Annotated in this window: 24 protein-coding genes; 16 read left to right on the top strand and 8 right to left on the bottom strand. The window is 73.0% G+C overall.

The window, feature by feature from the left end; all coding sequences use genetic code 11:
- Positions 1-39: 39 nt before the first annotated feature.
- Entirely contained in the window at positions 40-1323 is a 1284-nt protein-coding gene (locus tag ACZ61E_RS05875; RefSeq protein WP_469697865.1) for a L,D-transpeptidase family protein, read from the bottom strand.
- A 207-nt stretch (positions 1324-1530) separates the two neighbouring features.
- Here ACZ61E_RS05875 and ACZ61E_RS05870 point away from each other — a divergent pair, with 207 nt between their 5' ends.
- From ACZ61E_RS05870 to ACZ61E_RS05850, 5 genes are read left to right on the top strand one after another with little or no spacing between them, the layout of a single operon-like run.
- Positions 1531-2724: a lipid II:glycine glycyltransferase FemX gene (locus tag ACZ61E_RS05870; RefSeq protein ID WP_469697864.1), complete on the top strand. Its 1194-nt coding sequence runs from the start codon at positions 1531-1533 to the stop codon at positions 2722-2724.
- Entirely contained in the window at positions 2721-4535 is a 1815-nt protein-coding gene (murJ, locus tag ACZ61E_RS05865) for a murein biosynthesis integral membrane protein MurJ (RefSeq protein WP_469697863.1), read from the top strand. The genes ACZ61E_RS05870 and murJ overlap by 4 nt, the downstream gene beginning before the upstream one ends.
- Before the next feature lie 24 nt (positions 4536-4559).
- Positions 4560-5243, top strand: a complete 684-nt coding sequence (locus tag ACZ61E_RS05860; RefSeq protein ID WP_469697861.1) for a response regulator — start codon at positions 4560-4562, stop codon at positions 5241-5243.
- Between the two features lie 11 nt (positions 5244-5254).
- Positions 5255-6820, top strand: a complete 1566-nt coding sequence (locus tag ACZ61E_RS05855) for an ATP-binding protein (protein ID WP_469697860.1) — start codon at positions 5255-5257, stop codon at positions 6818-6820.
- Positions 6817-7500 carry a hypothetical protein gene (locus ACZ61E_RS05850; RefSeq protein WP_469697859.1) on the top strand — a complete coding sequence of 228 codons (684 nt, stop codon included), beginning with the start codon at positions 6817-6819 and terminating at the stop codon, positions 7498-7500. The genes ACZ61E_RS05855 and ACZ61E_RS05850 overlap by 4 nt, the downstream gene beginning before the upstream one ends.
- 321 nt (positions 7501-7821) lie before the next feature.
- Here the strand turns inward: ACZ61E_RS05850 and ACZ61E_RS05845 are convergent, their stop codons facing one another.
- Positions 7822-8280 carry an ATP-binding protein gene (locus ACZ61E_RS05845; protein WP_469697857.1) on the bottom strand — a complete coding sequence of 153 codons (459 nt, stop codon included), beginning with the start codon at positions 8278-8280 and terminating at the stop codon, positions 7822-7824.
- A 302-nt stretch (positions 8281-8582) separates the two neighbouring features.
- Here ACZ61E_RS05845 and ACZ61E_RS05840 point away from each other — a divergent pair, with 302 nt between their 5' ends.
- Positions 8583-9158 carry a TerD family protein gene (locus ACZ61E_RS05840; RefSeq protein ID WP_385043803.1) on the top strand — a complete coding sequence of 192 codons (576 nt, stop codon included), beginning with the start codon at positions 8583-8585 and terminating at the stop codon, positions 9156-9158.
- A 79-nt stretch (positions 9159-9237) separates the two neighbouring features.
- On the opposite strand, the gene ACZ61E_RS05835 is transcribed toward ACZ61E_RS05840, so the two are convergent.
- Positions 9238-10251 (bottom strand): zinc-dependent alcohol dehydrogenase, encoded by a 1014-nt coding sequence (locus tag ACZ61E_RS05835; RefSeq protein WP_469697855.1) that lies wholly within the window; start codon positions 10249-10251, stop codon positions 9238-9240.
- A 135-nt stretch (positions 10252-10386) separates the two neighbouring features.
- On the opposite strand from ACZ61E_RS05835, the gene ACZ61E_RS05830 reads away from it, so the two are divergent.
- On the top strand, positions 10387-12105 hold the full coding sequence (locus tag ACZ61E_RS05830) for an IlvD/Edd family dehydratase (RefSeq protein WP_469697981.1): 1719 nt from the start codon (positions 10387-10389) through the stop codon (positions 12103-12105).
- A gap of 64 nt (positions 12106-12169) precedes the next feature.
- Here ACZ61E_RS05830 and ACZ61E_RS05825 read toward each other — a convergent pair whose 3' ends face one another.
- On the bottom strand, positions 12170-13150 hold the full coding sequence (locus ACZ61E_RS05825) for a YihY/virulence factor BrkB family protein (protein WP_469697853.1): 981 nt from the start codon (positions 13148-13150) through the stop codon (positions 12170-12172).
- 133 nt (positions 13151-13283) lie between these two features.
- On the opposite strand from ACZ61E_RS05825, the gene ACZ61E_RS05820 reads away from it, so the two are divergent.
- From ACZ61E_RS05820 to ACZ61E_RS05810, 3 genes are all read left to right on the top strand, one after another.
- Complete coding sequence (locus ACZ61E_RS05820) at positions 13284-13706, top strand: cold shock domain-containing protein (RefSeq protein WP_469697852.1); 423 nt, start codon at positions 13284-13286, stop codon at positions 13704-13706.
- Positions 13707-13873: 167 nt separating this feature from the next.
- Positions 13874-14293 (top strand): TOBE domain-containing protein, encoded by a 420-nt coding sequence (locus ACZ61E_RS05815; RefSeq protein ID WP_469697851.1) that lies wholly within the window; start codon positions 13874-13876, stop codon positions 14291-14293.
- A gap of 105 nt (positions 14294-14398) precedes the next feature.
- A complete protein-coding gene (locus tag ACZ61E_RS05810; protein ID WP_469697849.1) occupies positions 14399-14875 on the top strand; it encodes a VOC family protein in 477 nt (158 codons plus the stop codon).
- 181 nt (positions 14876-15056) lie between these two features.
- Here ACZ61E_RS05810 and ACZ61E_RS05805 read toward each other — a convergent pair whose 3' ends face one another.
- Entirely contained in the window at positions 15057-15764 is a 708-nt protein-coding gene (locus ACZ61E_RS05805; RefSeq protein WP_469697847.1) for an HAD family hydrolase, read from the bottom strand.
- Between the two features lie 157 nt (positions 15765-15921).
- Between ACZ61E_RS05805 and ACZ61E_RS05800 the strand changes: the two genes are divergently transcribed.
- Positions 15922-16314, top strand: coding sequence for a putative quinol monooxygenase (locus ACZ61E_RS05800; RefSeq protein WP_469697845.1), 393 nt, complete (start codon positions 15922-15924; stop codon positions 16312-16314).
- Here the strand turns inward: ACZ61E_RS05800 and ACZ61E_RS05795 are convergent.
- Positions 16206-16886 carry a TetR/AcrR family transcriptional regulator gene (locus ACZ61E_RS05795; protein ID WP_469697843.1) on the bottom strand — a complete coding sequence of 227 codons (681 nt, stop codon included), beginning with the start codon at positions 16884-16886 and terminating at the stop codon, positions 16206-16208. The genes ACZ61E_RS05800 and ACZ61E_RS05795 overlap by 109 nt on opposite strands.
- 327 nt (positions 16887-17213) lie before the next feature.
- On the opposite strand from ACZ61E_RS05795, the gene ACZ61E_RS05790 reads away from it, so the two are divergent.
- Positions 17214-18143 (top strand): SDR family oxidoreductase, encoded by a 930-nt coding sequence (locus ACZ61E_RS05790; RefSeq protein ID WP_469697841.1) that lies wholly within the window; start codon positions 17214-17216, stop codon positions 18141-18143.
- Positions 18144-18421: 278 nt separating this feature from the next.
- Complete coding sequence (locus tag ACZ61E_RS05785) at positions 18422-19453, top strand: lactonase family protein (RefSeq protein ID WP_469697979.1); 1032 nt, start codon at positions 18422-18424, stop codon at positions 19451-19453.
- Positions 19454-19552: 99 nt separating this feature from the next.
- Here ACZ61E_RS05785 and ACZ61E_RS05780 read toward each other — a convergent pair whose 3' ends face one another.
- Both ACZ61E_RS05780 and ACZ61E_RS05775 read right to left on the bottom strand, forming a co-directional pair.
- Positions 19553-20473, bottom strand: coding sequence for a sirohydrochlorin chelatase (locus ACZ61E_RS05780; protein ID WP_469697839.1), 921 nt, complete (start codon positions 20471-20473; stop codon positions 19553-19555).
- Between the two features lie 95 nt (positions 20474-20568).
- The gene (locus tag ACZ61E_RS05775) at positions 20569-21573 is read right to left on the bottom strand and encodes an N-acetylglucosamine kinase (protein ID WP_469697838.1); all 1005 of its coding nucleotides are present in this window, start codon (positions 21571-21573) and stop codon (positions 20569-20571) included.
- 293 nt (positions 21574-21866) lie between these two features.
- Here ACZ61E_RS05775 and ACZ61E_RS05770 point away from each other — a divergent pair, with 293 nt between their 5' ends.
- From ACZ61E_RS05770 to ACZ61E_RS05760, 3 genes are read left to right on the top strand one after another with little or no spacing between them, the layout of a single operon-like run.
- A complete protein-coding gene (locus ACZ61E_RS05770) occupies positions 21867-22544 on the top strand; it encodes a uracil-DNA glycosylase (protein WP_469697836.1) in 678 nt (225 codons plus the stop codon).
- Between the two features lie 46 nt (positions 22545-22590).
- Positions 22591-23205 carry a TetR/AcrR family transcriptional regulator gene (locus ACZ61E_RS05765; RefSeq protein WP_469697835.1) on the top strand — a complete coding sequence of 205 codons (615 nt, stop codon included), beginning with the start codon at positions 22591-22593 and terminating at the stop codon, positions 23203-23205.
- A gap of 40 nt (positions 23206-23245) precedes the next feature.
- Complete coding sequence (locus tag ACZ61E_RS05760) at positions 23246-24457, top strand: acyltransferase family protein (protein WP_469697834.1); 1212 nt, start codon at positions 23246-23248, stop codon at positions 24455-24457.
- Positions 24458-24561: the final 104 nt, after the last annotated feature.

The raw sequence follows: 24561 nt of genomic DNA, 5'->3' as shown, positions 1-24561 counted from the left end.
CCGACCGCCGACCGCCGACCGCGCGCACCGACCGCGCGGTCAGTCCAGGGCGCTGCGCTCCCGCCACTTCGGCCACGACAGGTTCCAGGCCCCGAAACCGTTCCCCGGCTCGACCGTCCCCTTGGTGTCGGCCCCCTTGATCTCGAACGGGTCGCCCACCCGCACCTGCCGGTAGAACCAGGCGGCGTCGGCGTCTCCCATCCCGATGCAGCCGGAACTCCGGTTGGCGACGCCCAGGTACTTCGCGTTCCACGGCGCCGCGTGCGCGTACATGCCGGACCAGGTCAGCCGCATCGAGTGGTCGACCATCTTGTCGTAGGCGTCGCCGAGGCCCACGGTCTCGGAGTTCATGTTGATCGTCCCCTCCTTGGCCATCAGCACCGCCGTGCCGCGCCAGGACCGCTTGTCCCCGCCGGGGGTGCCGCCGGAGACCGGGATCTCCCGTACGGTCCCCCCGTCGCGCTCCAGGGTGAGGCGGTGCCTGTCCAGATCCACCTCGACCACCTGGCGGGCGCCCACGGTGAAGGTGGTCGCGTAGTCCCGCACGAACCAGCCGCCGCCGGGCCCGGAGTCCGTACCGTTCAACTCGGCGCGCAGCGTGACCTTCGTACCGGGACGCCAGTACGTCTTCGGCCGCCAGTCGACCCGGTCACGCCCCGACCAGTCCCGCACCCAGCCCCAGGAGCCCTCGGTGTCGTCGGAGGTGGTGACCTTCAACTGGCTTTCCACGGCGGCCTTGTCGGTGACCGGGTTGTCGAAGACGAGCGAGATGGGCTGCGCGACGCCGACCGTGGCACCCGCGCCGGGCCGCCAGTCCGTCTTGTTGACCTTGGCGGCGGGTGCGGTGCTGAACGCGGCCTCGGAGCGCCCCGTCCCGCCGTCCTCGGCGCGGGTCGCCGCCTTGACGGTGTACGAGGCGCCGGGCACCGCCTTGCGGTCGGAGACCCAGACCGTGTTCTTCGGCTCCATCGAACCCCTGAGGGTCCGGCCCCGGTCGTCGGTGACCGTGACGGAGGTGAGCGTGCCGCCGTGCGCGGTGACCTTCACCGGACGGCCCGCCTCGGCGCCCTCGCCGCTCGGGGTCACGGTGACGGTGGCCGGGCTCGCGGCGGCCCGCGTCGCCTTGCCGTCCACGGCGCGCCCGCCGTCCGCCGGCTCGCCCGACGCGGACGAGCATGCGGTGAGCGAGGCGGCCAGGGAGACGAGGACCGCGGGCGCGATCGCCAGACGCGGGGACGGGTTCCGCGCGGACGAGGGACGTGCGGGCGCGGGACGTGTGGATGCGGGGCGTGCGGACGAGTGGCGTGCGGACGAGTGGCGCACGGAGACCTCCGTCGGAAGGCGCGGCAAGGGGACGACGCGACTCTAAGCATGTGAAACCCGCAGGTGAGAGGCGTGCGGGCAATGTGACGGGCACTGATGGGAAACGGTCGTCGTCCCGTCACATTCGGCGCGCGGAGCGGTCACGGACGGCTGTGAGCATCCTCGGCGTCCCCGCGAGAAGGCCGGGGTGGAAGAGAGGCTCACACTGTGTCCGCACTCCTCGTGACGGCAGCCCGGACCGGGCAGCGGCAGGACGGCCGGGACCTACGGCTGGAACCGGTCACCGCCCCTGTGTACCGCGCGTTCCTCGCCTCCCGCACGGGAGGGGCACTGGGCCCCGGATTCCTCCAGTGCCCCTCGTGGGCGCAGGTGAAGGACGGCTGGCGGCCACTGCTGCTGGGCTGGGGACCCGCACCCGCGGCCGGGGGGCTGACGGGCGTGGCCCTGGTTCTGCTGCGTCAGTTCCCGGGCACCAGGCGGTACTTCGCATACCTGCCCGAGGGACCCGTCGCCGACTGGGCCGATCCGGACATCGACGGCTGGCTCACGCCGCTGCTCCGGTACCTCAAGGACGTCGGCGCGTTCGCCGTCCGGATCGGCCCGGCCCCCGCCCACCGCCGCTGGCACCCCGGCCCGCTCAAGTCACGGACCGGCACCGGCATGCGGCTCGCCGACGTCCTCGACTGCGAGGTCGACCCGCTCGGCACGGCCGTCGCCGAGCGGCTGCGCGCCCGAGGCTGGCTGCGCTGCGGCGACGACACGGGGGACGGCGACGCGCAGCCCCGCCATGTCTTCCGGCTGCCGCTGGCCGGCCGCACGGTCGACGACCTGTGGTCCGGGCTCAACCAGGAGTGGCGGCGCAACGTACGCCGCGCGGCCAGGGCCGGGGTCGAGACCGTCGTCGGCGGCGAGGCCGAACTCCCGGACTTCTACCGGCTGTTGTGCGTCACCGAGCAGCGTGACGGTTTCCGGCTCGGCCGTTCGGCGGCGTACTACGAGCGTCAGTACGCCGTGCTCAACGCCGAGGAGCCCGGCCGGATGAAGCTCTATCTCGCCCGCCACGAGGGCGAGACACTCGCCGCGCACACCATGATCACCGTGGGGCGGCGGGTCTGGTACCAGACCGGTGCCTCCGCCGACCACCGGCGGGAGGTCCGTCCCTCCAACGCGCTCCAGTGGCGGATGATGCTCGACGCCCACGCGGCGGGCGCGGACGTGTACGACATGCGCGGGGTACCCTCCACACTCGATCCGGCGGACCGCTCCTTCGGACTGCTGCGCTGGAAGCTCGGCACCGGCGGGCAGGTCGTCGAGACTCTGGGGGAGTGGGAGAAACCGTTGGCAGGCACCGCCAATCACACCCTGTACCGGGCCTTCCAGGCGTACCTGGCCCGCCGATGAGCACGACATCCGTCGCCGGTCCGCCCCCGCCGCGGGCAGAATCCGGCCCACCCCCGACCGGCACGGCACCGGACGGAGCGTCCGTCGCCCGCAGCGGGGCGATCATGGCGGCGGGCTCCGTGGTGTCCCGCGCCGCCGGTTTCGTACGCTCGGCGGTGGTCGCCGCCGCGCTGGGCGTCGGGCTGACCGCCGACGGCTACGCGGTCGCCAACTCCGTCCCCACGATCGTCTACATGCTGCTCGTCGGCGGCGCCCTGAACGCCGTCTTCGTACCCGAACTGGTCCGTGCGGCCAAGGAACACGACGACGGGGGCGCCGCGTACACCGACCGGCTCCTCACCGTCTGCGTCCTCGCCCTGCTGGCGATCACCGTCTGCGCCGTATGGGCGGCGCCCGCGCTGGTCGACGCCTACACCGGCTACAGCGGTGAACAGGCCACGATGACCGTGGCGTTCGCCCGCTACTGCCTGCCGCAGATCCTCTTCCTCGGCGTCTTCACCCTGCTCGGCCAAGTGCTCAACGCCCGCGGCCGGTTCGGCTCCATGATGTGGACGCCCGTCCTCAACAACGTCGTGGTCATCGCGGTGTTCGGCCTGTATCTGGCGACGGGTGACGGCGGCACGCTCACCCCCGGCGAGACCGCCCTCCTCGGCTGGGGCACCACGGCGGGCATCGCCGTCCAGGCGCTTGCCCTCCTGCCCGCGCTGCGCGCGGCCGGGTTCCGCTTCCGGCCCCGTTTCGACTGGCGCGGCAGCGGACTGACCCGCCCCCTGCGCGCCGCCGGCTGGCTCGTGCTGCTCGTGCTCACCAACCAGGCCGCGTACTGGGTGGTGACGCGGCTCGCGACACTCGCCGGAGCGCGGGCGGCGGCCCAGGGCATCGACGGCGGCGCCGGCTTCAGCGCGTACAACAACGCCTACCTCCTCTGGGCCGTGCCGCACGGCATCATCACCGTCTCCCTGGTCACCGCCCTGATGCCGAGGATGAGCCGGGCGGCGGCCGACGACGACCCGGCCGCGGTACGGCGCGACGTCTCGTACGCCCTGCGGAGCAGCGCGGCGGCCGTCGTGCCGGCCGCGTGCCTCCTGCTGGCCCTCGCGCAGCCGCTGATGGCGACCGTGTTCCAGTACGGCAGGACCGACGCGCGCGACATCGCGGTCATGGCCGGGATCCTGGTGGCCTTCGCCCCCGGACTCGTCGCCTTCTCCGGGCAGTACGTCCTGTCCCGCGCCTTCTACGCGCTCTCCGACACCCGCACCCCGTTCCTCCTCAACCTGGTGATCGCCGGGCTCAACGCGGGCCTGTCGCTGGCCGCTTACGCGACGCTGCCCGCGCGGTGGGCGGTCACCGGGATGGCGGGGGCGTACTCGGCCGCGCTGCTGGCGGGCTGGGCCGTGACGGCGCTGGTCCTGCACCGCCGGCTGGCGCGCGGCGCCGGATCCGCCACCACGGGCGGGGCCGCGGGCGGACCCACCGCCGGACACGGCCCGGGGCCCGGGGCACTGTCCGTACCGCCGCCCGGACCTCCACCCGGCCGGCGGCGCACCCCCGCGGCACGCGCCCGGCTGTGGCGCTCCGCCGCCGTCGGCTGCCACGCCCGGCTGCTCGCCGCCGCCGTCCCGGCAACGGCACTCGGCCATCTCGCCGCCGCGCGTACGATGCCGGTCGGCGCCGTCGCCGCCTGCGCCGCGGGCACCGTCGTGGTCGGCCTGGTCTTCGCGCTCCTCGCCCGCCCGCTCCGGCTCACCGAACTCGACCGACTGCTCTCCGGCCTCACCCGCCGCCTCACCAAGCGCCCCGCCCGGCGCTGAGAACACCCCTGGGACAGACCTCTCATGCCACGCGTGCTCCTCATAGAAGACGACCCCGCCGTACGCGAAGGGGTCGAACTCGGCCTGCGCCGCCGGGGGCACGAGGTACGGACCGCCGCCACCGGCGAGGCCGGCCTCGCCGCCCTCGACGAGTTCCGCCCCGATCTGCTCCTGCTCGACCTCATGCTGCCCGGAGTCAACGGCGTCCAGGTCTGCCGCCGGGTGCGCGAGAGCAGCCAGTTGCCGATCATCATGCTCACCGCGCGCGGCGACGACTTCGACGTCGTCGTGGGGCTGGAGGCGGGCGCCGACGACTACATCGTCAAGCCCGCCCGTACCGAGGTGATCGAGGCCCGCATCCGGGCCGTACTGCGCCGCATCGACGAGCCCGGCAACGGGCGGCCCGCCGTCGAGTACCACGGCGAACTCGCCGTCGACCGCACGGGACTGACCGTCACCAGGGCCGGACAGCGACTCGCGCTGGCCCCCTCCGAGCTGCGGCTGCTGCTGCATCTGAGCGCCGCGCCGGAGCAGGTGTTCAGCAGGCAGCAACTGCTGGAACACGTGTGGGAGCACAGCTACCACGGCGACGCACGGCTGGTCGACGCGTGTGTCCGGCGGCTGCGCAACAAGATCGAGGAGGAGCCCGGCAGCCCCCGCTACATACAGACCCTGCGGGGCTTCGGCTACCGCTTCGGACCCCTGTGACGGGCCCGCGCGTGACACGGGTGATCCTTCCGCGCCGCCCGCGCCCCCTCGCGCGGCGGCGGGCCGGACGGCGGCCCACGACCCCGTTCAAGCTGCGCACCCGGCTGATCCTGGCCTTCCTGCTGGTGGCCGCCGTCAGCGCGGGCACCACCGCCACCCTCACCTTCCGCGAGGCGCGCAGCAGCGTCCTCCGGTCGGCACAGGACACCGCCGTCTCGTCCTTCCGCGACGAGGTCCAGCAGATCGGCGTCCAACTGCCCCTGCTGGACGACGGATCGCTGGAGGAACTGCTGCGCGGCATGGCCCGCAAGGGCAAGCCGCGCACCTGGGTCGTCTTCGCCGAGTACGGCACGCTGCGGGCCTCCTCGGGGCTCAGTCCCACCTCCACCGTGATCACCCCCGAACTGCGCCGCAAGGCCGCGGGCCATCCGCACGGCAGCTTCCAGCGGGTCGTCAAGGACGGCGTGCCGTATCTGACGATCGGCATGCCCACCGTCTTCAAGGTCGGCCCCGGCGGCGTCCTGCGCACCGGACTCGTGCTGTACGCGGTGATGCGCATGGACGAGGAGGAGATCCAGGTCGACGCGCTGATCACCGCCGCCAGGAACGGCGCGGTGCCCGGACTCGCGATCGCGCTGCTCCCGGCGCTCCTCGCGGCGCGCGGAGTCCTGCGTCCCGTGCGCGAACTGCGCCGCGCCGCCCGCAGCATGGGCAGCGGACACCTCGACACCCGTATCCCGGTCCGGGGCAGTGACGAACTCGCAGATCTGGCCCGTACGTTCAACGAGTCCGCCGCCGAGATCGAGCGGTCCGTGGGCGAACTCCGCCGGGCCGAGGCACGCGCCCGGCGCTTCGCCGCCGACGTCTCGCACGAACTGCGCACCCCGCTCGCCGGGATGCTCGCCGTGACCGAGGTGCTCGACGAGGACGCGGGCCGGCTCGACCCCGACACCGCGCAGGCGGTCCGGCTGATCAGCGCCGAGACCGGAAAGCTCGCCGTGCTCGTCGACGACCTGCTGGAGATCTCCCGGTTCGACGCGCGCGCCGCCGAGCTGAACACCGACGAGGTCGACGCGGCGGAAGCCGTGCGCAAGACCCTCCAGAGCCGGCACTGGACCGACCGGGTACGCACCGAACTGCCCGACGGCGTAAGGGCCCGGCTCGACCCGCGCCGCTTCGACATCGTCGTCGCCAACCTCGTCGGCAACGCGCTGCGGCACGGCGGCGCGCCGGTCACCGTGCGGCTGCGCCCGGATTCCCGCGAGGACGGTACGGCGCTGCTGGTGATGGAGGTCGAGGACCGGGGACCCGGCATCCGTCCGGAGGCGCTGCCGCACATCTTCGACCGCTTCTACAAGGCGGAGGCGGCCAGGACCCGGTCGACGGGCAGCGGCCTGGGGCTGGCGATCACACGGGAGAACGTGCTGCTGCACGGCGGCACCGTCCGCGCCGCCAACCGCCCCGGAGCCGGCACCGGCGCCGGTACCCACCCCGGCCGGGCCGACGCCGAAGCCCCTCGCGCCGGCGCGGTCTTCACCGTCGAGATACCGCTGAACGCGGGGGAGGAGCCCCGGTGACACGCATGCCCTCCGCCGTACTCCCGTGGGCCGCACCCCCGTGGGCCGTACCGGCCGGCGCCGCTCTCCTCGCCGCGCTGCTGCTCTCCGGCTGCGGGATCAGGTCGACCGACGCGATCGACGCGGGCGACCCCGCCACCATCCAGGTCTTCCCCGCCGGAGGCGACGGACGGACGCTGCTCTTCTTCCGGTCGCGGGGCGCCCTGATGCCGGTGGCGCGGCCCGCGCCGTACGAGTCCTCCGTGGACCCCGGCGCGGCGGACCCGCCGGCGACGGATCCGAGCTCGACCGGCAGGGCCCTGGCCGCGCTCTTCGCCGGTCCGCTCCCGGACGAGCGCGCGACCGGGCTCACCGACGGCCTGCCGGACCTGCCCGGCCTGCCGGATCCGCCCGGCGACCAGTGGGACGGCGGCAACGGTGAGGGCGGCTTCGCGGTGGAACTGAACGGGGCGGGACCGGCGTTGGTCACCCTGCCGCTCGCGCTCGGCCGTCTAGACGACATGGCGGTACGGCAGGTGATCTGCACCGTCACCTTCGCACGCGACGAGGAGGGCCGGGGGACGGTACGACTGCGCGGTACGGACGGCGCCCTGGCGGCCGGCGGCTGCGACGCCGACATCGACACGGCCGGCCTGCCCCGCCCGTCGGCCGCGCCGGGCGACAGCCGCTCGGTGCATTGACCCGCAGGGTTGTTGACTCCGCCGATGGGTGGCCGGCCGCCGAGTGCGGTGTGGCTGCGGTGGTGGTCGAAGGTGTGGAGGAAGTCCGCCAGGGCCGCGGGCCCGTCCCTGCGGGCGAACGGCGCTACCGCGAAGACACGACCCAGGTCCCGGCTTCGCACCGGCGCCCGGCACGCGCCCTCGACGCGTTGACGGAAGTCGCCCGAGTACGCCCGGTACGAGGGCGATCCTCCGCCTCGCGACCCCACACACCGGACCCCCGCTCGCCTCTCCGGGCCGATCCGAACGACAGGCCCCAGGGGGCGGTCCGTGACGGTGACGCTACGCCCGGTTGTCGTCGCCCGCCGCGAGACGGACCTTGATGCGCTTGCCGACGGGCTCCCGCCGGACGTCGTACCCCTCGCACAGCGCGATGACGATCTCCATCCCGTGCTGCCCGATCCGGCCGGGCTCGGCGGCGCGCGGCACCGGCAGCGTGGAGTCCGTGTCCCACACGGTGATCTCCACGACGTCCCCGTCGAAGACCAGGTCGAGCAGGCAGGGACCGGGGGCGTACTTGCACGCGTTGGTGACCAGTTCACTGACGACCAGCTGCGCCGTGCCGATCACCCGGGGCGGCACCTCGCGGCCCTGCTCGGTGCGCGCGGTCCCGAGGAACGCGGCGGTGAAGCGGCGTGCCTCCCCGATCATCTCCGAGTCCCCGCTGAACACCGCGCCGCGTCTGAGCACCCGGCCCGTGCCGGTGCAGCGGTCCTCGGTCTCTTCCACTCGCTGGCCCATGAGTACGATCCATTCCCCGTGACAACTCGTCGGCGCGGACACCCTTCTCACGTCCACTTCTCCGTCTACGTCACCGCCTGCCCCGCTCCAGCCACTCCAGTCCCGGCGATGGCCGGAAATCCACGAGGGCCGCTCCGTGACGTCACTGCGACCCCTCACGCCCCACCCGTAAGCATTCCGCCCATGGCCCCCACACCTCGGTCCGCGCCGAACCGTACGAGCCTGGTCGATACCCGGACCGTCGGTTCTCCGGTGATATAGATTTTGATCCACTTTTCAGTCACGAACAGCAGGAGGAGATCGTGGGCGTTTCCCTGGGCAAGGGTGGCAACGTTTCGCTGAGCAAGGAGGCCCCCGGACTGACCGCCGTGCTCGTCGGCCTGGGCTGGGACGCGCGCAGCACCACCGGCGCCGACTTCGACCTCGACGCGAGCGCGCTGCTCGTGAACAGCGCCGGCCGGGTGCTCTCCGACCAGCACTTCATCTTCTACAACAACCTCACGAGCCCTGACGGTTCGGTCGAGCACACCGGTGACAACCTCACCGGTGAGGGCGACGGCGACGACGAGTCGCTGAAGGTCAACCTCGCCGGAGTGCCCGCCGACGTCGACAAGATCGTGTTCCCGGTCTCCATCCACGAGGCCGGCTCACGCGGGCAGAGCTTCGGCCAGGTCCGCAACGCGTTCATCCGCGTGGTGAACCAGGCCGGCGGCGCCGAACTCGCGCGCTACGACCTCACCGAGGACGCGTCGACGGAGACCGCGATGGTCTTCGGCGAGCTCTACCGGCACGGCGCGGAGTGGAAGTTCCGCGCCGTGGGCCAGGGTTACGCCTCCGGACTGGCCGGTATCGCGGCCGACTTCGGCGTCAACGTCTGAGAACGGCACCACCACGGGCACGAGCGGGACGGCGGCGGCCCGCGAACGGATCCGCCGCCGCCCGGCTCCCGCTCCCCGCTCACAGCCGTGGATCGACATGGATCTTGGGCCCCGGGCCCGCCCCTTCGGGCCGCACCCCCGCCAGCACCTCCGCCAGCGACTCCAGCGCCACGGTGCCCGCGACCAGCGGTCGCGGATCGACCGCGCCCGACGCGTAGTGCCCGATCGTCCGGCTGAGCGCGGGTGACGCGCTCAGCACACCCACGGCGGTGACGTCCTTCAGCGCCAGCGCGCGCGTGTCGATCCGGCTCGCCTCGCTCGCCAGCCCGATGTACACGACCCGCTTGCCCGGCTCGACCAACTCCAGTGCGCGCGCCGGGAGATGAGCCGCGTTGGACGCGTCGATCACCGCGTCGAAGGGCAGATCGGGAAGCCCGTCGGCGGTCCACGCTCCGTGGACGCCCACGGAGCGGGCGAAGTCCAGCGACCGCGCCGTCAGCCCCTGGACGTGCACCTCCGCGCCCCGCGCGAGGGCGAAGCGCGCCGCGAGCAGACCGATCGCCCCGGGACCGAGCACCAGCAGCCGGTCACCGGGGGACAGCGCGGCGGCCTCCACCGCGCGCAGCGCGTTGCCGCCCGGCTCGACCAGGGCGCCGGCCGTCGCGTCCACGCTGTCCGGCAGCGCGTGCAGCGAGGAGACGGGTACGCGGACGCGCTCCGCGAGCGCCCCCGGCCGGCCGTTGCGGATGCCCAGCTCGTAACGGTCCTCGCACACATGGTGCAGCCCGCCCAGACACCGCCGGCAGCGACCGCAGCCGAGCATGGTGTCCCCGGTGGTCCGCCGCCCGATCCAGCCGCTGTCCACACCCTCGCCCACGGCACGGACGGTCCCGCTCCACTCGTGGCCGATGCGCATCGGATACGCGGCGTGGCCGTCGTGCAGATAGCTCATCTCACCGGTGTAGAACTCGATGTCGGTGCCGCAGACACCCACCCGCTCGACGTCCACCACGACTTCGCCCGGCCCGGCGACCGGCGGCTCGACGTCCTGGACCGCGCACCGGCCCGGCCCGGTGATGACAAAAGCACGCAAGGGCGACCTCCTGACGGGGTGGCCGGAGGGAAGGGCACGCCCATGGCGCGCCCTTCCCCGGTACGGCCCGGGGAAGTTAGGGTGCCAGCCGGACCGCCCGTAGTTAAGTGCAGGGATTCCAGGGGGTGTCTTCCGATCAGCCCGGAGCAGCGCAGCGCGCAGTGGTACGCGGGAACGGACCGCAACGCCTATATCCACCGGGCCTGGATGCGGCGGGGACTGCCCGCGCACGCGTTCGACGGCCGCCCGCACATCGCGATCGCCAACACCGCATCCGACCTCACACCGTGCAACACCCACCTCGGCGAGGTCGCCGAGAGCGTGAAGCAGGGCATCTGGGAGGCCGGCGGCGTCCCGATGAACCTCCCCGTCGTCTCCCTCGGCGAGACGCTGGTCAGACCGACCGCCATGCTGTGGCGGAACATGGCGGCGATGGCGACCGAGGAGATGCTGCGCGCCAACCCCATCGACGGGGTGGTGCTCCTCGGCGGCTGCGACAAGACCATCCCGTCCCTGCTGATGGCGGCCGCGTCCGTCGATCTGCCCGCCGTCGTGGTGCCCGGCGGCCCGATGCTGACGGGCACCTTCCGCGGCAAACCGCTCGGCTGCGGCACGGACGTGTGGAAGCTCTCCGAGGAAGTACGGGCGGGGACCCTCTCCGAGGAGGAGTTCCTGCGGTCCGAGTCGTCGATGATCCGCAGCCGTGGTCACTGCAACACCATGGGGACCGCGTCGACCATGGCGTGCGTCGCGGAGGCGCTGGGCACCACCGTCCCCGGCGTGGCCGGTGTCCCCGCCGCGGACAGCCGGCTGCTGGAGAGCGCCCACGGCACGGGCCGGCTCGTCGTGGAGATGGTCGCCGAAGGCCGCCGCCCCAGCACCACCCTGACCAAGGGGTCGTTCCTCAACGCGATCGTCGCCCTGGCCGCCGTCGGCGGCTCGACCAACGCCGTCGTCCATCTCCTCGCCGTCGCCGGGCGCCTCGGCATCGACCTCACGCTCGACGACTTCGACCGCACCGGGGGCGGAGTGCCGCTGCTGGTCGACCTCCAGCCCGCCGGACGGCACCTCATGGAGGACTTCCACCGGGCCGGCGGTCTGCTCGCCGTCCTCCAGGAGGTGCGCGACCTGCTGGATCCGCGGGCGCTCACCGTCACCGGCAGACCGCTGGTGGACCATCTCGACGGCGCGGAGATCTGGGACGACTCCGTCATCCACCGGCGTGCGGAGCCGTTGCGGGCGGACGCGGGCATCGCCGTGCTGCGCGGGAACCTGGCCCCGTCGGGCGCCGTCGTCAAACCCGCCGCCGCTTCGCCCGAACTGCTCAGCCACCGGGGCCGGGCGGTCGTCTTCGACAGCGTCGAGGACATGCACGCCCGGATCGACGACCCGGACCTCGACGTCGACGCGACATCGGTGCTCGTCCTTCGGGGCTGCGGCCCCAAGGGCTACCCCGGCATGCCCGAGGTCGCGAACCTGCCCCTGCCCACCAAGCTCCTGGAGCAGGGGGTCCGTGACATGGTGCGGATCTGCGACGGCCGGATGAGCGGTACGGCCTACGGCACCGTCGTCCTGCATGTCGCACCCGAGGCCGCCGCCGGCGGCCCGCTGGGACTCCTGCGTACGGGGGACCTGATCGAACTGGACGTCGCCGGGCGCCGTCTGGACGTCGACGTACCGGCGGACGAACTCGCGCGGCGGCGCCCCGCCCGGGAGATGACGGACGCCTTCGCCGCACCGGCACGCGGCTGGGAACGCCTCTACGTCGACCACGTCACGCAGGCCGACACCGGTGTCGACCTCGACTTCCTCATCGGGTCCAGCGGCCACGAGGTGTCGCGCGAATCCCACTGATCATCCGTCACCGGCCGTGCCGCGCGGGCGACTTGGGGCGGACGTGTGGGCCGGACCGGAGTACTCAGACGTGATCCGGGTCCCCGCCGTGGCCCGGATCGGGGTGCACGGGGTCGTGCTGTCCCGCCCGCGCCGACTCCAACTGCGCGGCCAGGGACAGGCCGAGGAAGAGCGAGACACCCGCCAGATTCGACCAGAGCAGCAGCGCGACGAACGCCGTCAGCGGCCCGTACACCGAGCCGAACGACCCGCTGAACCCCACGTAGAGCGTGAGCAGCCAGGTGGCGCCGACCCACAGCAGCAGATGCACGGCGGAGCCGAACGCCAGCCAGGTGTAGCCCGGTTGATCGCGGCGCGGGGCCCGGCGGAACAGGACGGCCGAGGCCAGCCAGGTCAGCAGGATGCCCACCGGGATCCGCAGCAGCCCCCAGGCGTCCTGCGCCGGTTCGCCCCAGCCGAAGGTGTCCGCGAGGGCGCTCCCGACGGCCTTGCCGCCGACCAGGACGAGGAACCCGCCGATCAGCGGCAGACCGGCCGCCACGACGAGGACGAGCGCGCGTCCGTACTTGGCGAGGAACGGGCGGTCCCGCTCCACCCCGTAGATCCGGTTCGCGCCCCGCTCTATCTGCGCCATCGCCGACGCGAGATTCAGCGTCGCGAACGCGAGACCGAGCCAGACGGCCAGCTCACCCCCGGGCCCGGAACCGGCCCCCTCCTCGGCGCGGCCCAGCGAGGTGCGGATCAGCTCCGCGCTGGGACCGGGTGCTATTCGGGTGAGCGTCAGTTCGACGACCCGGCCGACGCTCTCCGTGTGCAGCGACGTCGCGACGCCGACCAGCGCGATGCTGAACGGCACCAGCGCCAGGACGAACTGGAAGGCCAGCGCCCGCGCGAAGCTGAATCCGTCCGCGTACCGGAACCGGAGGAACGCGTCGGTCAGCAGCTTGCGCCCGCCGTAGGTGCGCAGCGCCGCCCATGCCTCGTCCCCGGAGAGTTCCTCGCCGATCATGTCCCGGGTCTGCGGTACCCGCACCACTGTGCCCATCGTGCCCCCGACTCGTGTTGGTCTGCTGGCGACGGATTCTCCCAGGCGGGAGGATGTGAGAGGTTGCTCGGGGGCCGTTGAGGACCCGCGCAGGGGTAATCGAGGTTGAGGTAAGGCCGTGGAGGTAGGGGCTGTGCTGCAAGTAGGGCGAGTGCTGAGGTTCGACGAGGTTCGCGGATACGGGTTCATCGTCCCCAGCGAGGGGGACGAGGACGTGTTCATGCACGCCAACGACCTGCTGGACGAGAAGTACCAGTACAAGGCGGGCAGTGAGGTCGAGTACTTCCTGGAGATGGGGGACAAGGGTCCCAAGGCTTCGCAGATCAGACTGGTGCACGCTCCCGCGCCGCAGGGGCAGCGGGGCGCGTCCGGCGCGGGCGAGGGGCAGACGGACCCGCACGGCGAGTACTCGGACGTGCTGTCCCCGGTCGAGCTGCGGAACGAGCTGACCGAGGCGCTCCTCAAGGCCGACGGGACGCTGACCGGTGAGCAGATCAAGCGGGTGCGCAGCGCGGTGACCGAGCTGGCGCGCTCGCACGGCTGGCTCGAATCCTGAGAGTGGTGGTGGGCGGGCCCCCGTCCACCACCCGCTCCGGAACGGAGCGAATCGCGAGACAGCGCCGTCAATGGGCGGCTTGTCTTCGCTCATCCTTTTGAATGGCCTCACTCCCCGTCCGCCGGCGCCTCAGCCGGCGGGCCCACCAGCGAGAGGCCGAACCACGCATGCAGCTCACCATCCGCAACCAGCTCGCCGGCACCGTCACCGCCGTCACCCCCGACGAGGTCATGGCGACGGTCGGGGTCCGTCTGCCGGGCGGGCAGGACGTCACCGCCGCCGTCACCCTGGAGGGCGTGCGCGAACTCGGCATCGGGGTGGGCACCGAGGTGCACGTGCTGGCCAAGGCGACCGAGGTGTCCCTGGCCACCGGACCGGTCGAGGGGCTGAGCATCCGCAACCGCCTCCCCGGCACGCTCGTCGAGATCGTTCTCGGCGCCGCCCTGGCGACGGTCAAGGTGGCCGTGGACGGCACCGAGCTGACCGCGGTGGTCACCAAGGAGGCCGTGGAGGAGCTGGGTCTCACCCCCGGAACCGGCGTCACCGCGCTGATCAAGTCGACGGAGATCGCCCTGGCCACCCGGTGACCGCCGCCCGCCCGGACCGCCTTCTGCGATGAGTTCCGGGCGGTGCGACAGTCGGAAGGGGGAGAGGCGCGCGAAGCCGCCGACACCTGACACCGGGAGACAGCGATGCCGAAGACCACACCGAATCTCTGGTTCGACACCCAGGCCGAGGAGGCCGCCGAGTTCTACGTCGGAATCTTCCCGAACTCCAGGATCACGGCCATCACCCACTACGGCGAGGCCGGACCCGGGAGGGCCGGCACGGTGCTGACCGTGGAGTACGAGCTCGACGGCCAGACCTACATCGGGATCAACGGCGGCCCGCAGTTCACCTTCGACGAGGCCATCTCGTTCCTGATCGAGTGCGCGGACCAGGAGGAGATCGACTACTACTGGGGGAAGCTCACCGAAGGGGGCGAGGAAGGGCCCTGCGGCTGGCTGAAGGACAAGTACGGACTGTCCTGGCAGGTCGCGCCCACCGGCATGACGGAGCTGCTGAACGGGCCCGACCCGGAGCGCGGCCAGCGGGCGATGAAGGCGATGTTCGGCATGAAGAAGATCGACATCGCGGGGCTGATGGCCGCGGCCGACGGAACCGGCTGACACCTCTTTGCCGCCACGGGGTCCGGGGCGGGCCGCCCGGACGGTTCCGGGCTCGGCCTGTCCGGCGGGCCCCGCCGCGCCACGCGGCGGTGACCGCCGTTCCGGTGCCGGGCGGGCCCGGCACCGCCGCTGCGTCCCCCCGCGTACGGCCGGCCACGGGGGCGGCCCCCGGCCGAAGCGGCTACCGCGGCTCCCGGCCGCTCCCGCCCAGCCAGGTCTCGGCCGCCCGCGCCGTGAACTCGGCCTGCCCGCGCGCGAAGAGCAGCTCCGCCCCGCGGAACGCCGGATCGTCTGCGGTCTCCGGTACGTACGGCACGGCCACGCACCGCATACCCGCCGCACGCGCGGCCACCACGCCCGGCGCCGCGTCCTCCAGCACCACGCAGTCGGCCGGGTCCGCGCCGAGGCGCCGCGCGGCCTCCAGGAAGACATCGGGCGCGGGCTTGCCGCGCGGAACCTCCTCGGCCGAGACGGCGAGGGTGACATAGGTGTCCAGCCCCGTACCGTCGAGCACGGCCTCGATGGCCGCGCGGGACGAACCCGACGCCACGGCCATCGGCACCCCCCGCGCGTGCAGCCGCTCCACGAACTTCCGCATCTCCGGGAAGACCGCGGTCGAGGCGCGGGCCAGCTCCAGGTAGAGACGGTCCTTGGCGGTCAGCAGTTCGTCGAGCGGCGCGCCGATCCCGTACTCCGCGCGCAGCGACTCCAGCGTCTCCCGGGTGCTGATGCCGATGTACCGGGTGTGGTGCTCCCAGCTGAAGTCGGTGACCCCGTGCCGGGCGAGCAGCCGCCGCCCGGCCTCGTAGTAGTTCGGCTCGCTGTCCACGAGGGTGCCGTCGAGATCGAAGATGACGCGGGGAACGGAGTGGGTGCGCGCGGTGCTCATCTCCCCAGCATGCCAAGGCCCGCCATCCGCCGCGCCGGGGTGGTCGGCGGGCGTCGGGTGGCGCCCCCGCTGGACGCGGTGGGGACCGTACGCGGGAGAATACGAGCGGTCCAGGCACGGCTCGTGCGAGATCCCCGGACACCACGGAGGCCCCGAGATGCTGATCGTCGCCGGCAAGGGATATGTCGATCCGGAGCGCCGTGAGGGGTTCCTCGCCGGCTTCGAGGCGGCCCAGTCGCGGGCACGGGCCGAACCCGGCTGTCTCGACTACGTGGTGGCCGCCGACCCCGTCGAGCCCGGACGTGTGAACGTGTACGAGCGGTGGGAGTCACCGGAGCATCTGGCGGCTCATCTGGCCAGGACGGCACGGGAGTCACAGCCGTCCCCGGTCGTCCTCCGCATGGAGATCAGGCAGTACGAGATCGGCGCCCCGGCCCGCTCTCACCGTGACGCGCGCGCCAGCAGCCCCGAGAGCACGACCTCCAGGACCTCCCGCAGCGTCGCCGTGAACTCGATCCGCAGGGCCGCCAGCGACGGGTCCGCCTCGTAGGCCGCGACCATCGCCGCCGACGGCTGGGTGTGCGTCCATATCGAGCCCGTCGTCATGACGCAGAGGGCGGCGAACCGCAGCGCGTCCTCCTCGCCGAGTTCCGGCACCCGGGCGCGCACCGAGCGCGCCAGCGCGCCGACGTTCGTGAGCGCGGCGCGTTTGTACTCGGCCGCGACGGCCGGTGACACGTTGCGCTCCAGCACCGCCGCCTGGGAGCTGGTCAGGTCGCACAGGACCGGGCGGTCCGCCAGCGAGCCGGCGATCACCGCCGCCACCCGGTCGCCCCGCTCGGCCGGCGGGGCCCCGGCGTCGACGCCCGCGGCGAGCGCGTCGTCCAGCGACTCCAGCCACTCCCGGCCGGCCACGTCCAGCAGTTCGAGGAGTACGGCCTCACGCGACTCGAAGTAGCGAAGGACGTTCGACTTCGCCAGCCCGACCCGCCGGCTCAGTTCGTTGAGGGTCACCTGGGCCACCGGCATCTCGGTGAGCATCGAGGCCGCCGTGTCGAGGATCGCCTGACGGCGCTGGGCGCGCTGCTCCTCGCTGCGCGCGCGCTGGAAGGTGTGTGCCATGGCACGAGTCTACAGACCTGCGGTCTGTTGTTATCGGACCGATGGTCTGCTAGCTTCGGAAGCAACAGACCGACGGTCTCTAAGGTCGTCGTCCTGGGTCGTGTCTTCAACAGTGGCGCCGTCCGCCCGCAGGGCGGGGCCCGTAGCGGCCGGCGCGGTGCGTCGCGAGGCGGAGGACCGGTCTCGTACCGGGCGTACCCGGCCGACTCCGACCACGCGGCGAGGTGCCGCGCCGGGCGTCGCGGGCCAGGCGGGACTCTGAAGACACGACCCGGTGTTCCCCCATGTCGGCGGCGCGCCGTCCGCACCTCACCCGAAGGAGTCGCCATGTACACCGTCCCCGACCAGACCGGCAGACACGCCGTCGTCACCGGCGCCAACAGCGGCACCGGCAAGGAGGCCGTCCGGCGGCTCGCCGACGCCGGGGCGCACGTCGTCATGGCCGTCCGTACGCCCGCCAAGGGCGAGCGGGCCCGCGACGAGATCCTGGCGCGGCACCCGCACGCCCGCCTCGACGTGCGCCGTGTCGACCTCGCCGATCTGGCGTCCGTCAAGGAGTTCGCCGACGGGCTCATCGCCGACGGCACCCCTCTCGACCTGCTGGTCAACAACGCGGGAGTGATGGCACCGCCCTCCCGGCTTGAGACGGTCGACGGCTTCGAGCTCCAGATGGGCAGCAACTTCCTCGGCCCGTTCGCCCTGACCGTACGGCTCCTGCCGCTCCTGCTCGCCGCCGGGTCCCCGCGGGTGGCGACCATGAGCAGCGGCACGGCCAACTACGGCCGGATCGGTTTCGCCGACCTCCAGTGGCGGAGCAGGCACTACAGCCCCAACCGCTCCTACGCGCAGTCCAAGCTCGCCGACCTCATCCTGGCCAGGCAGCTCGCCCGCGTCTCCGCCGAGCGCGGCTGGAACCTGCTGAGCACCGCCGCGCACCCCGGCTACACCCGCACCAACCTCCAGACGGCGGGCGCCGGCCTCGGCTCCGGCAGGATGACCGTCACACGGCTGCTCACCAAGATCGAATTCCTGCCCTCGCAGGACGCGGAGCAGGGCACCGAACCCCTGCTGTACGCCGCGACCAGCCCCGATGCGGAGGCGGCCGGCTACTACGGCCCCGGCGGACGCTTCGGTCTGGTCGGTCCCACCGTGCCGGCGCGCGTCACCCGCAGGGCGCTCGACGACGCGCTCAACGCGCGGCTGTGGGCGGAGGCCGAACGCCTCACCGGGGTCGCGCTCCCCGCGCACGCCGCCTGAGCGGCGATCCGCTTCCGGTTCCTCCGGAAGTATGAACCGTCCCACGGGATGGGTAGTTCACGCGGCAGTGCCCGACGAGACGGTCTGGTCTAGACCGCCTGCTACCGTCGGCCCGGAGGAGAGAGCCGTGAGCGTGGCCGCACACCACGCGCGGACGCAGAGAGCGATCGAGCGACAGGGGACAGCCAGTGGACGGCACGAGCGACGGGCGGACCGGCGAACGGGCGGACGACCGGGCCGGAGAGGAGACCGGGGGGCCGGCCGGCGAGCGGGTCTTCATCGGGTCGTTCACCTCGGCGGGCGGTCGCGGCATCATCGCCGCCACCGTTGACCCGGCCACCGGCTCCCTGACGGAACTCGGCGCCACCGACGCCCTCGCCGACCCCTCCTACCTGGCCCTCGCCCCCGACGGCTCGGTCCTCTATGCCGTCTCCGAGGCGGAGGAGGGCGCCGCGGCCGCCTTCGACGTCACGCCTCCCGCGTCCGGCGGGACGCGGGCACCACGGCTGCTGGGCGAGCCGGTGGCGGTCCGCGGATCGGGCCCCACCCATCTCACCCTCGCCGCCGGACACCTGGTGACCGCGAACTACGGCTCCGGCAGCGTCACCGTCCTGCCCGTCCGCGCCGACGGCACCCTCGGCGCCGCCGCCGGGATCCTCCAGCACGAGGGCGGCGGACCCGACACCGACCGCCAGGAGGGCCCGCACGCCCACCAGGTGCTGCCCGACCCGGGCGGACGCTGGCTGCTCGCCGTCGACCTGGGCACCGACTCCGTACGCACGAGCGCCGTCGACCCCGGCAGCGGCGACATCACACCGCACGGCGAGACCGCGCTGCGCCCCGGCACCGGCCCGCGCCATCTCGCCTTCCACCCGGCGGGCACCCACGCGTACGTGCTCAACGAACTGGAGCCGACGCTCACGGTCTGCCGCTGGGACACCGACAAGGGCACGCTGGAGCCGGTCGGGGAGGCACCCGTCCTGCCGGACGGTGCGGGCGAGGGGAACTACGCCTCCGGGACAGTCGTCTCGCACGACGGCGCGTACCTCTGGGCCGCGGTGCGCGGACACGACAGCATCGCCGTCCTGGCGCTCGACGAGAGCCGGGAGAAGCCCGTTCTGGTCACCACCGTCGACTGCGGCGGACGCTGGCCCCGCGACCTCACGCTGGACCCGGCGGGACGCCGACTCTATGTGTCGAACGAACGCTCCGGCGACGTGACCTGGTTCGACATCGACCCGGCGACCGGGGTGCCGGCCCGTGCCGGCTCGTTCGGCGCGCCCGCCGCCTCGTGCGTGATCTTCGGCTGAGGCCGGCCGCCGACTCCCACGGACCACGCCACCAACCCACCCGTCGAACGGGTCGCGCCGGACGGGCCACAGCCCGTCCGGCGCGCGGGACCGAACCGGTCAGCGCGCCGGTGACCCCTGCGTCTGTGCCGAGATGCCCAGCGCGCTCGTGTACTGCGACAGCACCAGCTTGCCGACCGCCGGGTACGCGCCGAGCGGCTCGGACGCGGCGCAGTCGGCCTCCTTCAGCGCGACGTCGAGCAGGCCCCCGGGCAGCTCGGGTCCGATCAGGTACGGCGCCAGCGCGAGCTGCGTCGAACCGGAGTCGCGCAGCTGCGCCGCGACGGCCGCTACCGCGCCCTCGTCGTCGAGCGCCGCCGCCATCACCGGCACGGCGAGGCGCGCGGCCAGCAGCATCCCGGTGATCCCCGCCGCCTGGACGGCCTCGTCGCCGCCCACTGTGGCGAGGATGATGCCGTCGGCGGCCGTCGCCACCGTGAAGAGCCTCGCCCGGTCGGCGCGGGCCAGACCCGCTTCCGACAGACGCACGTGGAGCGCCTCGGCGAGCAGCGGGTGCGGACCGAGGACATCGGTCGTCTCCGCCACGGCCTTGCTGTCGACAACGGCCTGACGTATGCGCCTGACCAGGGAGTTGTCGGGACCCGCGAGCAGCGGCACGACAACCGCGGAGATGCCCTCGGGCTCGTCGGCCTCACGGCCGGCCGCCTTCGCCAGCTCGTAGCGCTCGACACGCTGCTCGGCGGCGTGGGCCAGGACGGTGCCCAGCGCGGGGTACTCGTCGTCGTCGCCGTCCAGATAGCCGATCCGGGCGTCGAGGCCGGGCAGTTCGGAGCGGGCGATGCTGACGACCTCCTCGCCGAGGCTCCGCACCTCGGGGCTCGGGTCGCCGGGCATCGCCAGGACCAGCGCGGGCGCGCCCTCGGGCGCCGCCACGGGCTCGGGTCGACGGTGCCGCCCCGACTGTCGAGGTCGGGGCATTCGTACAGGCAGGCCGGGTGCCGGCCCAGTGGGGGAGCTCATGGCGCCGAATGCTACTGGTTTTGTGGGGTCGGCTGTTCGGGGAGGGGCCGGTCGTGCGTCATCTGTCCATATTTTTTCGATATGTTGCTTAGTGCTTATTCATCCCGCTCTGTCGGGGCGGTCAACAGTCGCCCGTCGCGCGGCAGTCGGAGCGACCCTGTCGCGAGGGCCGCGGCGATCCGGAGCGCGCCCGTCAGCGGATCGCCCTCGGCCGCCACCGTCCTGGCGCCCGGCAGCCGGTCGGCCAACTCGGCACGCAGCGGTACGAGCAGTGGGTCCCCCATCTTGAACAGCCCACCCGTCAGGGCGACTTCGGCTCCCTCGACCTGTGGACACACGGCGACGGCCGCGTCCGCGACATGCCTCGCCGCCTCGGCGAGGATCTCCGCGGCGACCGGGTCCCGGGGGGCGCAGCGGGCGACCTCGGGGGCGAACGAGGCGAGGACGGCGGGCCGGTCGGTACGCGGATAGAGGAGCCCCGGCATGTCGGGTGCGGGGCCGAACACGGTTTCCATCCGGGACAGCAGTGCGGACGAACCGCCGCGCCGGCCGTCGTGCGCGCGCATCGCCGCCGCAAGCCCCGCCCGGCCGATCCAGGCGCCGCCGCCGCAGTCGCCGAGGAGGTGTCCCCAGCCGTCCGCGCGCCGCCAGGCGACCAGATCGGTACCGAGCGCGATCATGCCCGTCCCGGCGGCGACGACGGCGCCCGGCCGCTGGCCGAGCGCCCCCGCGTAAGCGGTGACCGCGTCGGCGGCGAGCGCCAGCCGCCTCACGCCCAGGGCGCCTTCCAGCGCGGCGGGCAGCGCGGCGCGGAGCCCGTCGCCGAGCGTCGCCATACCGGCCGCGCCGATCGCGACGGCCTCCGGAGCCCCGGCGCCCGCCCGCGCGAGCAGCGTCTCCGCGGCGGGCAGCAACTGTTCCAGCAGATGGGCGGGGTCGATGCCCGAGGGGCCGGTGCGGACCGGTTCGGTGGAGACGGCGGTGCCGATCGCCCGGACCGGTGTCCCCCCTTCCGCCGGGGTGCCCGCGGCCGGGTCCGCCGAACCGAGGGCGATCCGCAGACCGGACCCGCCGGAGTCCACACCGAGGACCCGGATCACGGCAGTTGCCCGTCGACGGGCCGGGCGCGCCGCGCGGCCGGGGAGGGCGGCGCCACCGTGAGGACAGGGAGTCCGGCGCCCGCGATCCCGGAACAGGGGGCCGGGCGGGCATGGTGACGGGCGGTCGGCGGAGCGGGCGCTGGACGCATGGTGCTCCCCTCTCTTCCCTCCGGCGGGCGCGAGATCCGCCCGCGTGGCGCGGTGGTCCCGGCGATGACGAAGAGTAGCGCGCCTCGGAGGTGATCTTCGTTCGAGGGACTTTCCCCGTCGATAACACAAGTAGAGTGATCACCGTGGCACCTCGACCTTTGCACGAGCTCGTCGAACCCGGATGGGCGAGAGCTCTCGAACCAGTGGCCGAACGCGTCGGAGCCATGGGGGACTTCCTCCGGGCCGAGATCGCCGCAGGCCGGACGTATCTGCCGGCGGGCCCGAACGTACTGCGCGCCTTCCAGCAGCCCTTCGACGACGTACGAGTCCTGATCGTCGGGCAGGATCCCTATCCCACCCCGGGAATGGCCATCGGGCTCAGCTTCGCCGTCGCCCCCGAGGTGCGTAATCTCCCGGGCAGCCTGGAGAACATCTTCCTGGAGATGCATCGCGACATCGGTACGCCGAGACCCTCCAACGGTGATCTGACGCCGTGGGCGCGGCAGGGCGTGCTGCTGCTCAACAGGGCCCTGACGACGGCCCCGCGCAAGCCGGCGGCGCACCGCGGGAAGGGCTGGGAAGAGGTCACCGAGCAGGCCATCCGGGCCCTGGTGGCGCGGCACAAGCCGCTGGTCTCGATCCTCTGGGGACGTGACGCGCGCAATCTGCGGCCGCTGCTGGGGAACCTTCCGGCGATCGAGTCCGCGCACCCGTCCCCGATGTCGGCCGACCGCGGTTTCTTCGGCTCGCGTCCCTTCAGCCGGGCCAACGACCTGCTCATCGGCCAGGGTTCGCAGCCCGTGGACTGGCGACTGCCCTGAGTCCCCGCGCCGCCACGGGCCCCGACGGCTTGGCTACGCTGCGCGGATGCACGCGGAGAAGAGTGATCTGACAGGGCGGGCGCGGCTGCGTGAGGCGGCGTTCGAGTTGTTCGCCGAGCGGGGGTTCGAGGCGACATCGACGCGGGCGGTGGCCGCGGCGGCGGGGCTGTCGCCCGCGCTGGTGACGCGGCACTTCGGGTCGAAGGACGGACTGCGCGCGGCCGTCGACGAGCACGTACTCGGCCGGATCTCCCGGCAGTTGGAGCAGGCCGACCCGGACGCCGGAGTGATGGAGTCGCTGGGGGAGGTCTCGGCCCGGTTGTTCGGGGCGGACCCCGTCCTGCGCGGATATCTGCGACACGCCCTGCTGGAGGGGAGCGAGGCGAGCGCAGCCCTGTTCGGGCGGCTGCTGAGCGGCGCCGGCGCCGAGCTGGAGCGGCTGACAGCGGCTCGCGGCGGCGGCGCGACCGCCGACCAGGACTGGGCGCCGTTCCAGATGCTGTGTCTCGTCCTCGGACCCCTGCTGCTGGAGCGGGTGATGCAGCCCGGTCTCGATGAGCCGGTCTTCGCGCCCGACATCCTGGCGCGGCGCAGCGAGGCCAATCAGCGGCTCCTCCTGTACGGCTTCTACGGCTCTCCGGAGGGTGGGAACGGGGGCTGACACCAGTGCGAGGTGTACGCATGTTGAGGAAGCTATTCGCATGCACACCGACGCTTCCGGGGCCCCGCACCCCAGGACACCCGCATCGCTCCGTCTCGCCTGGCTGGACAACCTCCGGATCGCCCTGACCGCGCTGGTCGTCGTCCACCACGCCGCGCAGCCGTACGGCCCGCCGGACTGGTGGTACGTCGAGGGCGGGCCCCGGAACCAGGCGCTCGCCACGCTCTCGGCCGTCGACGGGGCCTTCTTCATGAGCCTGTTCTTCTTCGTCTCCGCGGTCTTCGTGCCCGCCTCGTACGAGCGGCGCGGTGGATGGCCCTACGTGAAGGGCCGGCTGGTCAGGCTCGGCGTTCCGGTGGTGGTGGGCGCGCTGACGATCGTCCCGGGCCTGATGTACGCGTACTACGTCCACCACCGCGGCTACGCGCCCATCCCCTTCGGCCGCTACTTCACCGATGTGTACCTCGGGCTGGGGGACAAGCCTGCCGACTGGACGGGACCGTCGTGGCCGGACCTCCAGTTCGGGCATCTGTGGTTCGTCCAGAACCTCCTCGTCTACACCCTCCTGTACGTGCTGTGCCGCTCGGCGGCCGGGCCGCTGCGGCGCCGCGACGGCCGGCCCGCCCGCCTTGACGTCGAAGCGCCGGCGCCGGGGCACCGGGCGCTGCTCGCCCTGACGGCCGGGACCGCCGTCGCGACCTTCCTGATCCGGCTGGAGTACCCGCTGGACACCTGGGTGCCGGTCCTGGACCTCCTCCAGACGGAGCCCGCCAGACTCCCGCAGTACGCGGTGTTCTTCACGCTCGGCGTGCTCGCCCACCGGCACGACTGGCTGGGCCGGTTCCCCGCCAGTACCGGATGGGTGTGGCTGGGGGGCGGACTGCTCGGGGTGGCCCTGCTGTTCGCCGTCGGAGCGGACGCGTCCTCTTTCGGACCGGGCGGGCTCGACGGTCCGTCGGCGCTCTGGGCTGTCTGCGAGAGCGCCCTGTGCGTGGCGCTGTGTGTGGGACTGCTGACCCTGTTCCGGGAGTGCGCCGGCGCGACCGGGCCGCTCCTGGTGGAACTGGCGGCGGGCGGCTACGCCGTCTACATCATCCATCTGCCGCTGGTGGTGACGGTGCAGTACCACCTGTCGGGACGGGGGCTGTCCGCCGCTGCCGCGTGGGCGACCGCGGCGATCACCTGCGTTCCGGCGGCGTTCCTGCTCGCGGCGGGGATACGCCGACTGCCGCTGCTGCGCCGGGTGTTGTGAGCCGGAGCGGTGGACGGCGAGGACAAGACACGGACCGGCCGAAGCGGGCGACGACAGCGGGCCGGATCTCCGCTTTCGTCCGCCGGCCGGCAGATTCTCGGCGT

The sequence above is a fragment of the Streptomyces sp. NPDC104581 genome (genome assembly GCF_055583685.1).
Note: the sequence above shows the minus strand (reverse complement) of the source record. Positions and strands in the feature narration are given on the sequence as shown.